This is a genomic window from Streptomyces sp. TRM68367, assembly GCF_014495685.1.
In the GTDB taxonomy this organism is placed as follows: Bacteria; Actinomycetota; Actinomycetes; order Streptomycetales; family Streptomycetaceae; genus Streptomyces.
This window is the reverse complement of sequence record NZ_JACTVI010000156.1, coordinates 1-12,190: the sequence shown is the minus strand read 5'-3', so window position 1 is coordinate 12,190 and position 12,190 is coordinate 1. Positions and strand designations below refer to the sequence as shown.

The following is a 12,190-nucleotide window of genomic DNA, read 5'->3' as shown; positions in this document are numbered from 1 at the left end:
TGGCCTGGCACGTACGCGAGGCGGACATCGTCGTCGCGGCCGCCGGCTCGCCCGGACTGATCACCAAGGACATGCTGCGCCCCGGCGCGGCCGTCCTCGATGTCGGTATCACCCGCACCGACCACGGGCTGGTCGGTGACATCCACCCGGACTGCGCCCAGGTCGCCGGATGGCTGGCGCCGATGCCCGGGGGCGTGGGCCCCATGACCCGAGCCATGCTGCTCGCCAACGTCGTCGAGGCCGCCGAGAGGAACGCGAACATCGTATGAACGCGCTGAACACCCCCCTGGCGGAGCTGGACCCCGAGGTCCACGCCGCGCTCCGCGCCGAATTGCACCGCCAGCAGTCCACCCTGGAGATGATCGCCTCCGAGAACTTCGCGCCCTCCGCCGTGATGGAGGCCCAGGGCTCGGTCGCGACCAACAAGTACGCCGAGGGCTACCCCGGCCGCCGCTACTACGGCGGCTGCGAACACGTCGACGTCACCGAGCGGCTGGCCATCGAGCGGATCAAGTCCCTCTTCGGGGCCGGTTTCGCCAACGTGCAGCCACACTCGGGCGCCCAGGCGAACACCGCCGTCTTCTTCGCCCTGCTCCAGCCGGGCGACACCATCCTCGGCCTCGACCTCGCGCACGGCGGACACCTCACGCACGGCATGCGCATCAACTACAGCGGCAAGATGCTGAACGTCGTGCCGTACCACGTGTCCGAGGCGGACAACCTCGTCGACATGGACGAGGTCGAGCGCCTCGCCCAGGAACACCGCCCCAAAATGATCATCGCGGGCTGGTCGGCGTACCCGAGGCAGCTGGACTTCGCGGCCTTCCGCCGGATCGCCGACCAGGTGGGCGCTCTGCTCATGGTGGACATGGCGCACTTCGCCGGGCTCGTGGCGGCGGGACTGCACCCCAACCCCGTACCGCACGCCCACGTCACGACCACGACGACCCACAAGACACTCGGCGGCCCCCGCGGCGGAGTCATCCTCACCAACGAGGCCGACCTCGCCAAGAAGATCAACTCCGCGGTGTTCCCCGGCATGCAGGGCGGCCCCCTGGAGCACGTCATCGCCGCGAAGGCGGTGTCGTTCAAGGTCGCCGCGTCGCCCGAGTTCGCCGAACGCCAGGCCCGCACGCTCGCCGGCTCCCGCATCCTCGCCGAACGCCTGAGCCAGGCGGACGAGGCGGCGGCCGGGGTGAACGTGCTGACCGGGGGCACGGACGTCCACCTGGTCCTGGTCGACCTGCGCGACTCGGAGCTCGACGGCCGGCAGGCCGAGGACCTGCTCCACGAGATCGGCATCACCGTCAACCGCAACGCCGTGCCCTTCGACCCACGCCCGCCCATGGTCACCTCGGGCCTGCGCATCGGCACCCCGGCTCTGGCCACCCGCGGCTTCACCGAGGAGGACTTCGCCGAGGTCGCGGACGTGATCGCCCTCGCTCTCCAGCCGCAGCCGGACGTGCCCGCCCTGCGCGCCCGCACGGAGGCCCTGGCCGCCAAACACCCGCTCTACCCGCACCTGTCCGAAGACGGAGACGCCCGATGAGCCCCCGCACCGCCGGCGCCGAGCTCCCCGAGCACCCCGACTGGCTGTGGCGCAACCCTGAGCCGAAGCGGTCGTACGACGTCGTGATCGTCGGAGGCGGCGGACACGGCCTGGCTACAGCTCACTACCTGGCGAAGAACCACGGCATCACAACGTGGCGGTGCTGGAGAAGGGCTGGCTGGCGGGCGGCAACATGGCCCGTAACACCACGATCATCCGCTCCAACTACCTGTGGGACGAGAGCGCCGGCATCTACGAGCACGCGCTCAAGCTGTGGGAGGGCCTGGCAGAGGAGCTCGACTACCCGATCCTCTTCTCGCAGCGCGGCGTACTGAACCTCGCCCACAGCCTCCAGGACGTCCGCGACAGCGTGCGGCGAGTCGAGGCCAACCGCCTCAACGGCGTGGACGCCGAGTGGCTCGGCCCGGACGGCGTCAAGGAAGTCTGCCCGATCGTCAACGTCTCCCCGGACGTGCGCTATCCGGTCCTGGGCGCGACCTACCAGCCGCGGGCGGGCATCGCCAAGCACGATCACGTGGCGTGGGGTCTGGCCCGCTCCGCCGACGCCGCCGGGATCGACATCATCCAGAACTGCGAGGTCACCGGCCTCGACGTGGTCGGCAACCGGGAGAGCCGCATCCGCGGGGCCGCGGGCGACGAGCCGGTGTCCGTCATCGATGTCTCGGCTCAGCGCACCTGGTAGAGGTTGATCGCCTGGTGGGATTCGAGCACGGCGATGTTCAGCGTCTCGCCCACGTCGTCGACGAGACGCTCGCAGATCCCGCGCCCGTGTCTGGTGACCGAGATGCGTCCCGTGACCGCACCGGCCAGACGTACGACTCCGAGTCCGAGGCGGTACTTTCCGCGCTCGCTCTCCTGCTCGACCATCCCGTGCGCCTCCAGCGCGCCGAGCAGGCGAAAAGCGGTGGACTTGTGGACATCGATCGCCGCCACCTCGCTCACCCCTGCCTCGCCGTGCTGGGCGAGAATCTCCAGCACGGCGACGGCGCGGTCGACGGACTGCACTCCGCCGCTGGGAGCGCCTGCGGACTCAGTGCCGTAGCTCATGGCGAAAGCCTGGTCGAAATGGTCGACAGACATGAGGGGCCGGAGGTCGTTTTCCTCAACGGAAGACGACCGTACGGTTGCCGTTGACCATGATGCGGCTCTGGCTGTGCCATTCCACCGCCCGGGCCAGGACCTGCGCCTCCACGTCGCGCCCCAGGGCCACCAGACTGTCGGGCCTCTGCGAGTGGTTCACGCGGACGACGTCCTGCTCGATGATGGGCCCCTCGTCGAGGTCCGGGGTGACGTAGTGCGCCGTCGCGCCGACGAGTTTGACGCCGCGCTCGTGCGCCTGGACGTACGGCCGGGCGCCCTTGAAGCTCGGCAGGAACGAGTGGTGGATGTTGATCGCCCGGCCTTCGAGCTGCTTGCACAGGTCGTTGGAAAGGATCTGCATGTAGCGGGCGAGGACCACGAGGTCGACGTCCAGCTCGTCGACGAGCTGCAGCAGCCGTGCCTCCGCTTCGGGCTTCGTCTCCCGGGTCACGGGCACGTGGTGGAACGGGATCCCGTAGCTCTCGGCGAGCGGCTCGAAGTCCCGGTGGTTGGAGACGATCGCCGGTACCTCGATGTTCAGCGCGCCGGTACGCGACCGGAAGAGCAGGTCGTTCAGGCAGTGACCGAACTTGGACACCATGATCAGGGTGCGGGTCGGAGTCGACGCGTCGTACAGCTGCCAGGAGATCCGGTAGGCCTCGGCCACCGGGGCGAAGCCGGACTTCAGGTCCTCCAGTGACGTGCCGGGATCCGAGACGTCGAAGTGGACCCGCATGAAGAAGCGGTCCTGCAGCCGGTCGTCGAACTGCTGACTCTCCTGGATGTTCCCGGAGTGCCGGACCAGGAAGCCGGTGACGGCGTGGACAAGGCCGGAGCGGTCGGGACACGACAAGGTGAGGACGAACTCGCGGTCGGATTGCGGTCCAAGAGACACTGAGCCCTCCCTGAGGGGGTGCGCATTACGCAACAGTGGGACTGATACGCAACATAGTCCTGCGTGTGGTCCGCTGCGGTCAAGGGCTTGACAGTGCTTCGGGTGGACTGCACTGTTTGTTGCGTAGCAAGAATCTCGTTGCGTATTAGGCAACCCTCTCGCCCGCTCAAGACGCTTCTCTTCGAGGTGAACCATGACGACGACCGGCATGCCGGAGAGCCTGATCGCGACCCTCCCCGGTGACCACTACACGGACCCGGAGATCTTCCGCCTGGAGCAGGAGCACATTTTCGAGTCCATGTGGTTCTGCGCGGCGCGCTCGTCGGAGCTGGCGAAGCCGGGGGCCTTCAGGACCGTGGACGTCGGGCGGGAGAGCGTCCTGCTCACCCGGTCGCGGGACAACTCCGTCCGGGCCTTCTTCAACGTGTGCCGGCACCGGGGCGCGAAGCTGTGCACGCAGGAGTCCGGCGAGGTGAAGCGGGCGTTCCAGTGCCCGTACCACGCCTGGACCTACGACCTCAACGGCAAGCTCGTGGCGGCCCCGAACCTGACGAAGATGCCGGACATCGGCCGGACCGAGTACGGCCTGGCGAGCGTGGCGGTACGCGAGTGGCTGGGCTATGTGTGGGTGTGCCTGGCCGAGAACCCGCCCTCGTTCGAGGAGTCGGTGATCGCGGACGTCGTGGCGCGCCTGGGGGACGTGGAGTTCATCGACCGTTACGAAGTCGAGAGCCTGGAGGTCGGCAGGCGGATCGTCTACGACGTCAAGGCGAACTGGAAGCTGATCATCGAGAACTTCATGGAGTGCTACCACTGCGCGACGATCCACCCGGAACTGACCGAGGTCCTCCCGGAGTTCGCCGACGGATTTGCGGCGCAGTACTACGTGGGGCACGGCGCCGAGTTCGGCTCGGACGTCAGGGGCTTCACCGTGGACGGCTCGGAGGGCCTGGACCGGATCCCCACGGTCTCCGAGGAGCAGGACCGCCGGTACTACGCGATCACGGTGCGGCCGCAGGTGTTCATCAACCTGGTCCCCGACCATGTGATCTTCCACCGGATGTTCCCGGTGGCGGCCGACCGGACGATCGTGGAGTGCGACTGGCTGTACCTGAAGGGCGTGGTCGACAGCGGCCGGGACGTCAGCCGCTCGGTGGAGCTGTTCGACCGGGTCAACCGGCAGGACTTCGACGCCTGTGAGCGCTGCCAGCCGGCGATGAGCTCGCGCCTCTACGCCAAGGGCGGCGTCCTGGTGCCCAGCGAGCACCACATCGGCGAGTTCCACACCTGGGTCCAGGACCGCCTCGGCACCCACTCGAACGTCGCGGAGCGCTGCCGATGACCCGCGAGGCACCTGCCGAGGACCCCGGTGACTCCCGTCTGCGGGTGGGCCCGCCGAAGGACTACGCCGCGGGCGTTCCCGCGGTCACGTCCTCGTTGCGCCACGCCCACGCGCAGATGGGCGTCCGCCGCAGTCTGCTGACGCTGCTGAGCGTCAACCAGAAGACGGGATTCGACTGCCCGGGCTGTGCCTGGCCCGAGCCCGAGCACCGGCACCGTGCCGAGTTCTGCGAGAACGGCGCCAAGGCGGTGGCCGAGGAGGCCACTCTGCGCCGGGTCGGTCCCGACTTCTTCGCCGAGCACACGCTGACGTCCCTGGCCGGCCGCAGCGACTACTGGCTCGGTCAGCAAGGGCGCCTCACCCACCCCATGTACCGCCCCGCGGGCAGCGACCGGTACCGGCAGATCTCCTGGGACGAGGCGTTCGCCGTGCTCGCTCGCGAACTGCGAGCGCTCGACTCCCCGGACCAGGCCGCCTTCTACACCTCCGGCCGGGCGAGCAACGAGGCGGCATTCGTCTACCAGCTGTTCGTCCGGCTCTTCGGCACGAACAACCTGCCCGACTGCTCCAACATGTGCCACGAGTCGAGCGGCTCCGCCCTGTCCGAGACCATCGGCATCGGCAAGGGCAGCGTCCGCCTGGAGGACCTGTACGAGGCCGACCTGATCCTCGTCGTGGGCCAGAACCCGGGCACCAACCACCCCCGCATGCTCTCGGCACTCGAGACCGCCAAGGACCGGGGCGCCCGCGTCATCTCCGTCAACCCGCTGCCCGAAGCGGGACTTCTGCGGTTCAAGAACCCCCAGCGGCCCTCCGGCGTACTGGGCGCGGGAACCCAGCTCTCCGACCAGTTCCTGCAGATCAGGCTCGGCGGCGACCAGGCCCTCTTCCAGGCCTTCAACCGCATGCTCCTGGAGGCGGAGGACGACGCTCCCGGCACGGTGCTCGACCGTGACTTCATCGCCGCGCACACCCACGGCTTCGAGGAGTTCGCCGAACAGGCCCGCAAGACGTCCTGGGACGACGTCCTGGAGGCGACCGGCCTGTCGGAGGGGGAGATCCGGGAGGCGTTCCAGGAGGTACTGTCCGCCCGGAAGATCGTCGTGTGCTGGGCCATGGGCCTCACCCAGCACCGCCACTCGGTGCCGACCATCCGCGAGGTCGTCAACTTCCTGCTGCTGCGCGGCAACATCGGGCGTCCCGGGGCCGGCCTCTGCCCGGTGCGCGGTCACTCCAACGTCCAGGGCGACCGGACCATGGGCATCCACGAGAAGCCGGACGCCGCCTTCCTCGACGCACTCGGTGCCGAATTCGGCTTCGTGCCGCCGCGCCACCACGGCCACGACGCGGTGGAGACCATCCGAGCCATGCGGGACGGACAGGTACGGGTCTTCGTCGCGCTCGGCGGCAACTTCGTCTCCGCCGCTCCGGACACCGCACTCACCGAGCGAGCTCTGCGCAACTGCGAGCTCACGGTCCAGATCTCCACCAAGCTCAACCGGTCCCACGCGGTGGCCGGCCGGCAAGCGCTCATCCTGCCCTGCCTGGGCCGCACCGAAGCCGACCTGAGGGCCGCCGGACCCCAACTGGTGACGGTGGAGGACTCCATGGGCATGGTGCATCTCTCGCGCGGCCGGCTCGCGCCCGCGTCCGACGCCCTGCTGAGCGAGGTCGCGATCATCTGCCGGACGGCGAGCGCCGTCCTCGCAGACGGCGGCCCGCGGGTGCCCTGGGCGGACTTCGAGGCGGACTACGACCGGATCCGGGACAGGATCGCCCGAGTGATCCCCGGGTTCGAGGACTTCAACGCCCGGGTGCGAAAGCCGGGCGGCTTCGTCCTGCCGCACCCGCCACGGGACGAGAGGCGCTTTCCCACCAGAACCGGGCTGGCCAACTTCACCGTCAACTCCCTGGAGGTGATGCGCGTCCCGCGGGGACGGCTGCTCCTGCAGACGATCCGCTCGCACGACCAGTACAACACCACCGTCTACGGCCTGGACGATCGCTACCGCGGCATCCACCAGGGCCGCAGGGTGCTCTTCGTGCACCCCGACGACCTCGCCGCACAGGGCCTGGCCGAAGGCGACCTGGTCGACATCGTCAGCGAGGACTCCGACCGGATCGACCGCCGGGCCCCGGCATTCCGCACGGTCGCCTACCCCACACCCCGAGGCTGCTGCGCCGCCTACTTCCCCGAGACCAACGTCCTCGTGCCGCTGGACTCGACCGCCGACATCAGCAACACGCCCACGTCCAAATCCATCGTGGTCCGCCTGGAACCAGCGCGCTGACAGCCGGTCCTTCAGCGACGCTCGCGCATCGCCGCCGCGTACACGTCCGCAGTGGCCGCGGCGGCCGCGTCCCAGCCGAACGACTCGGCGTGGCGGGCGGCGGCCGAGCCCATCCTGGCCGAGAGCGCCGGGTCGTCGGCGAAGCGGCACAGCGCCCGCGCGTAGTCCTCGGGCCTGTGCCCCGGTACGAGGACACCGCTCACCCCGTCCCGTACGGCCACCGGCAGGCCGCCGACCTCGGCTGCGACCACCGGCGTGCCGCATGCCTGCGCCTCGGCGGCCACCAGGCCGAAGGACTCGCTGTAGGACGGCATGACCAGCACGGTGGCCGCCCGGTACCAGTCGGCGAGCTCCGCCTGGCCCACCGGCGGACGGAACAGCACGACGTCGCTGATGCCGAGCCGGGCGGCGAGCTTCTGCAATTCCTCCGGCCTGGCGAGGCCACTGCCGCTCGGCCCGCCGACGACCGGCACGACGATCCGCTCGCGCAGTCCCGGCCGCTCCCGCAGCAGCCGGGCGACCGCGAGCAGCAGGATGTCCGGGGCCTTCAGAGGCTGTATCCGGCCGGCGAACATCGGGACCAGCGCCTCGTGCGGAAGCCCGAGCCGGGCCCGGGCCGCGGCCCGGCCGGCCTCGACCCCGCGCGGATCGGGGCGGAAGCGATCCAGGTTCACGCCGGGATGAACGACGGCGACCCTGGTGGGATCGGCGTCGTAGTGGCGGCACAACTCCTCTGCTTCCCTGGCTGTGCTGGCGATGAGCCGCTGAGCGTCCCGGACGACATGTGTCTCCCCGAGCACGCGAGCCTCGGGTTCGGGCGTGTCGCCCTTCGCCAGCGAGGCGTTCTTGACCATGGCCATGGTGTGCATCGCGTGCACGAGCGGTACGCCCCAGCGTTCCCCGAGGAGCCGGCCGACGTGACCGGACAGCCAGTAGTGCGAGTGCACGACGTCGTAGTGTCCGGGACGGTGGTCCGCCCAGAGCCGCAGCACGCCGTGTGCGAAGGCGCACAGCTGCGCCGGCAGATCCTCCTTGGCCAGGCCCTCGTAGGGACCGGCGACGATGTGCCGTGCGAGCACCCCGGGCGACAGCTCGACGGTGGGCGCAAGCGCCGCGGAGGTCGCACGGGTGAAGATCTCCACCTCGATGCCGGTCGCGGCAAGGCACTTGGCGAGTTCGACGATGTAGACGTTCATGCCGCCCGCGTCACCGGTGCCGGGCTGGTGCAGGGGCGACGTGTGCACGCTGAGCATCGCGACGCGACGGGGGCGGCGGCTCACGCCGGGAGACCTCCTCGCGCTCCCAGGGCGATGCGCTGCTCGCCCGCGTACACGTTCATGGAACTGCCGCGCAGGAAGCCGACGAGCGTGAGTCCGGTCTCCGTCGCCAGATCCACCGCGAGGGAGGAGGGGGCCGACACCGCGGCCAGCACCGGAATACCCGCCATGACCGCCTTCTGCGCCAGCTCGAAGGACGCACGGCCGGAGACCAGCAGAATGCGCCGGGACAGCGGCAGCTCGCCGGACTGCAGCGCGCGGCCGATGAGCTTGTCGACGGCGTTGTGGCGGCCCACGTCCTCCCGCAGATCCAGTAGCTCCCCTCCCGACGAGAACAGCCCGGCGGCGTGCAGACCCCCGGTGCGGTCGAAGACCCGCTGCGCGCCCCGAAGCCGATCGGGGAGCGCGGCCAGCAGCTCGGGGTCGACCCGGACCGGGGGAGTGCCGGCGATCGGCCAGCGGGTGCTGGTCCGTACGGCGTCCAGACTCGCCTTCCCGCACAGGCCGCACGAGGATGTGGTGTACACGTTCCGCTCGAGCGAGATGTCCGGCACCACGACGCCGGGGGCGAGCCGCACGTCGACGACGTTGTAGGTGTTCGCGCCGTCCTCCGTAGCACCCGCGCAGTACAGGATGTTCGTCAGCTCCTCGGCCCGGCCGAGGACACCCTCGCTCACCAGGAATCCGGCTGCCAGCGCGAAGTCGTCGCCGGGTGTGCGCATCGTGATCGCGAGAGGTCTGCCGTTCAGCCGGATCTCCAGCGGCTCCTCCGCGACCAGGGTGTCCGGGCGGCTGCTCACCGCGCCGTCCCGGATGCGCAGTACGCGCCGTCGCCCGGTGGCTCGTCCCATGCCAGACTCCTCAGACCCCGCTCCGCGGTCGTCAGCACTCGATGACGTTGACCGCGAGTCCGCCGCGGGCCGTCTCCTTGTACTTGATCTTCATGTCGGCGCCCGTCTCCTTCATGGTCTTGATGACCTTGTCCAGGGAGACGTGATGGCGGCCGTCGCCGCGCAGGGCCATCCGGGCCGCTGTGACGGCCTTGACCGCCGCCATGCCGTTGCGTTCGATGCACGGGATCTGCACCAGGCCACCGACCGGGTCGCAGGTCAGGCCCAGGTTGTGCTCCATGCCGATCTCGGCGGCGTTCTCCACTTGTTCGGGCGAGCCGCCGAGCACCTCCGCGAGGCCGCCCGCGGCCATGGAACAGGCGGAGCCGACCTCGCCCTGGCAGCCGACTTCGGCGCCCGAGATCGAGGCGTTCTCCTTGAACAGCAGTCCGATGGCGCCGGCCGCCAGCAAGAACCGGACCACGGCGTCGTCGTCGGCGCCGGGCACGAAGTTGACGTAGTAGTGCAGGACCGCCGGGATGATGCCGGCCGCGCCGTTCGTCGGAGCGGTGACCACCCGGCCGCCGGCCGCGTTCTCCTCGTTGACCGCCATGGCGTAGAGGGTCACCCACTCCAACGCCCGCCTGGCCGGTTCGCCGTCCGCCCGCAGTGCCTTGGCCACGGCGGTGGCCCGGCGGCGGACCCTGAGCCCGCCCGGCAGGATCCCCTCACAGGACAGGCCGCGTGCCACGCACTCCTGCATCACCCGCCAGATCTCCAGCAGCCCCGCGCGGATCTCCTCCTCGGTCCGCCAGGCCCGCTCGTTCTCCAGCATCAGCGCGGAGATCGACAGACCCGTCTCCCGGGTCAGGCGCAGCAGCTCGTCGCCGCTGCCGAACGGATACTTCACCACCGTGTCGTCGACCTTGACCCGGTCCGCACCGACGGCGTCCTCGTCGACGACGAACCCGCCGCCGACCGAGTAGTAGGTGGCCTCCAGCAAGGACCGCCCCTCGGCGTCGTACGCGAACAGTGTCATGCCGTTGGCGTGGTACGGCAGGGAACGGCGGCGGTGCAGAACCAACTGCCGCTCCGTGTCGAAACGGATCTCGTGGGTATCGCCGAGCTCGCGGCCCAGCAGACGCAGCCTTCCCGTCGCCCTGATCCGCTCGACGTCCCGTTCGGCCACGCCGACGTCCACCGTGTGCGGCTCGTTGCCCTCCAGACCGAGCAGGACGGCCTTGGGGCTGCCATGGCCGTGACCGGTGGCCCCCAGCGAGCCGAAGAGCTCGGCCCGTACCGACGCCGTCCGCGCGAGCAGGTCTTCCTTCTCCAGCCTGCTGGTGAACATGCGGGCGGCCCGCATGGGACCGACCGTGTGCGAACTGGACGGGCCTATGCCGATGGAGAAGAGGTCGAAGACGGAGATGGCCACGAGCGGGCTCCCTTGTCTGCGCGTGGAGTGGGAGGTGCGAGCGAAACCTCTCGACGGCGAATGCCTTGGTTTCTGATTAAGCAACCAGCGTCTCTATGCGCAACAGCTTTTCTTCTGTGTTCCAGGTTGTCAAGACGCCTGCCGCACGGGCCAGGGCGAAGCCCCGCTGTGGCACTCCGCCGACATCAGGCAGCCCGGCGTGCGCTATCTGCGTCATGTGCATGACAGCGATGATCTGTGCTGAGCGCGTCCGCCGCGAACTCTGAGCCCAGCGCGGGACGTCCAGGCTCCCCCGTTTCCCACTCCTCAGGAGAACCGCATGGTCACCGAACACACCCGCCGCACCGCAGTTGTCACCGGCGCGGGATCCCTGCGAGGCATCGGACGTGCCACCACGCACGCCCTGGCCGCCGCCGGCTACCACATAGCCGTCCTCGACCTGGACAAGGAGGCCGCCGAGGACACCGCCCGGGAGGTCGCCGACCGGCACGGGGTGGAATCCCTGGGGCTCGCGGCGGATGTCACCGACGCCGAGGCGGTCGACGTCGCGATCGGGGAGATCGAAGCGGCACTCCCGCCGATCGGAGCCCTCGTCAACAACGCGGGGATCACGTCCCCGACCCGCTTCCTCGACGTCACGCCCACCGAGTGGGAGCGGATCTTCGAGGTCAACGTCCGCGGGAGCTTCCTGGTCACCCACCGCGTGGCCGCCGGGATGGCCGAGCGGGGGTTCGGCCGTATCGTCTTCCTGTCGTCCGTCTCGGCCGAGCGTGGCGGCGGGGTGTTCGGGGGAGTGGCCTACTCGGCGGCCAAGGCCGCACTCCTGGGATTCGCCCGGGCCCTCGCCCGCGAACTCGGCCCGTCCGGAGTCACGGTCAACGCCGTGGCCCCGGGCCTGATCAATACCGACATCACGCAAGGGAAGCTGGACGAGGAGCGCAAGGCCGCCATGATCGCGGACGTTCCGGTACGCCGCATCGGCGATGTCGAGGACGTGGCCGACGTCATCGCCTTCCTGGCCCGGCCCGAGTCGGGCTACCTCAACGGTGCGCGACCGGCTGACGGCACCCTCCATCCGCACGAACCGGTTCGGAGGGTGCTGGGCCGCCCGCTTCGCACAAGGCGGACAAGCCCATCCACGTCCGCGTCGGCACGGCCCGGGCGGGCGTTCAGGCGAGACCCATCCGGGGCTCGGGAGCATGCTTCACTCAATCGCCCGATCGGGCGCGGAACTGTCATTCCACGATGGCACTCAGGAGTCATGTCTGGTCGTTGGGCAGGGCCGTTACAGTGGGACCGCCGTATTCGACGCGTCGGAGCAGACCTTGGCGAATCTGTCCCACCTGGATGAGATCTTCTCCGGCGACGGCACCAGGCCGATTCGGTTGCCGCGCTGGCAGGCCGGCGGTTCACCAGCGGGCCTGGCGGTCACCTTGATCGCTGACTACACGTTTCCGGCCCGGGCCTGGT

General features: G+C 69.7%; 8 protein-coding genes and 3 pseudogenes. 6 read left to right on the top strand and 5 right to left on the bottom strand.

Annotated elements, in window-relative coordinates:
* The 3 genes and pseudogenes from H8R17_RS42595 to H8R17_RS42585 all read left to right on the top strand — a co-directional run.
* Positions 1-269: pseudogene (locus H8R17_RS42595) on the top strand (bifunctional methylenetetrahydrofolate dehydrogenase/methenyltetrahydrofolate cyclohydrolase); the annotation flags it as partial.
* Entirely contained in the window at positions 266-1,549 is a 1,284-nt protein-coding gene (gene glyA / locus H8R17_RS42590; protein ID WP_187828553.1) for a serine hydroxymethyltransferase, read from the top strand. The pseudogene H8R17_RS42595 and the gene glyA, both read left to right, overlap by 4 nt.
* A pseudogene (locus tag H8R17_RS42585) lies at positions 1,546-2,204 on the top strand (FAD-dependent oxidoreductase); the annotation flags it as partial. The gene glyA and the pseudogene H8R17_RS42585, both read left to right, overlap by 4 nt.
* 35 nt (positions 2,205-2,239) lie before the next feature.
* On the opposite strand, the pseudogene H8R17_RS42580 reads toward H8R17_RS42585, so the two are convergent.
* Positions 2,240-2,617 (bottom strand): annotated as a pseudogene (locus H8R17_RS42580) (IclR family transcriptional regulator); the annotation flags it as partial.
* Between the two features lie 55 nt (positions 2,618-2,672).
* Positions 2,673-3,545, bottom strand: coding sequence for a formyltetrahydrofolate deformylase (purU, locus tag H8R17_RS42575; protein WP_187828552.1), 873 nt, complete (start codon positions 3,543-3,545; stop codon positions 2,673-2,675).
* 193 nt (positions 3,546-3,738) lie between these two features.
* Between purU and H8R17_RS42570 the strand changes: the two genes are divergently transcribed.
* Both H8R17_RS42570 and H8R17_RS42565 read left to right on the top strand, forming a co-directional pair.
* Positions 3,739-4,887, top strand: a complete 1,149-nt coding sequence (locus tag H8R17_RS42570) for an aromatic ring-hydroxylating dioxygenase subunit alpha (RefSeq protein WP_187828551.1) — start codon at positions 3,739-3,741, stop codon at positions 4,885-4,887.
* Positions 4,884-7,178 carry an FdhF/YdeP family oxidoreductase gene (locus H8R17_RS42565; protein ID WP_187828550.1) on the top strand — a complete coding sequence of 765 codons (2,295 nt, stop codon included), beginning with the start codon at positions 4,884-4,886 and terminating at the stop codon, positions 7,176-7,178. The genes H8R17_RS42570 and H8R17_RS42565 overlap by 4 nt, the downstream gene beginning before the upstream one ends.
* 11 nt (positions 7,179-7,189) lie before the next feature.
* Here the strand turns inward: H8R17_RS42565 and mshA are convergent, their stop codons facing one another.
* From mshA to H8R17_RS42550, 3 genes are read right to left on the bottom strand one after another with little or no spacing between them, the layout of a single operon-like run.
* Complete coding sequence (mshA, locus tag H8R17_RS42560; protein WP_187828554.1) at positions 7,190-8,431, bottom strand: D-inositol-3-phosphate glycosyltransferase; 1,242 nt, start codon at positions 8,429-8,431, stop codon at positions 7,190-7,192.
* A 23-nt stretch (positions 8,432-8,454) separates the two neighbouring features.
* The gene (gene fdhD, locus H8R17_RS42555; RefSeq protein ID WP_187828549.1) at positions 8,455-9,306 is read right to left on the bottom strand and encodes a formate dehydrogenase accessory sulfurtransferase FdhD; all 852 of its coding nucleotides are present in this window, start codon (positions 9,304-9,306) and stop codon (positions 8,455-8,457) included.
* Between the two features lie 31 nt (positions 9,307-9,337).
* Complete coding sequence (locus H8R17_RS42550) at positions 9,338-10,720, bottom strand: L-serine ammonia-lyase (RefSeq protein WP_187828548.1); 1,383 nt, start codon at positions 10,718-10,720, stop codon at positions 9,338-9,340.
* Positions 10,721-11,039: 319 nt separating this feature from the next.
* Here H8R17_RS42550 and H8R17_RS42545 point away from each other — a divergent pair, with 319 nt between their 5' ends.
* Positions 11,040-12,071, top strand: coding sequence for an SDR family NAD(P)-dependent oxidoreductase (locus H8R17_RS42545; RefSeq protein WP_262505962.1), 1,032 nt, complete (start codon positions 11,040-11,042; stop codon positions 12,069-12,071).
* Positions 12,072-12,190 lie beyond the last annotated feature (119 nt).

Coding starts and splice junctions, on each gene's coding strand:
- glyA (WP_187828553.1), top strand. CDS start 266: ATGAACGCGCTGAACACCCCCCTGGCGGAGCTGGACCCCGAGGTCCAC.
- H8R17_RS42570 (WP_187828551.1), top strand. CDS start 3,739: ATGACGACGACCGGCATGCCGGAGAGCCTGATCGCGACCCTCCCCGGT.
- H8R17_RS42565 (WP_187828550.1), top strand. CDS start 4,884: ATGACCCGCGAGGCACCTGCCGAGGACCCCGGTGACTCCCGTCTGCGG.
- mshA (WP_187828554.1), bottom strand. CDS start 8,431: ATGCTCAGCGTGCACACGTCGCCCCTGCACCAGCCCGGCACCGGTGAC.
- fdhD (WP_187828549.1), bottom strand. CDS start 9,306: ATGGGACGAGCCACCGGGCGACGGCGCGTACTGCGCATCCGGGACGGC.
- H8R17_RS42545 (WP_262505962.1), top strand. CDS start 11,040: ATGGTCACCGAACACACCCGCCGCACCGCAGTTGTCACCGGCGCGGGA.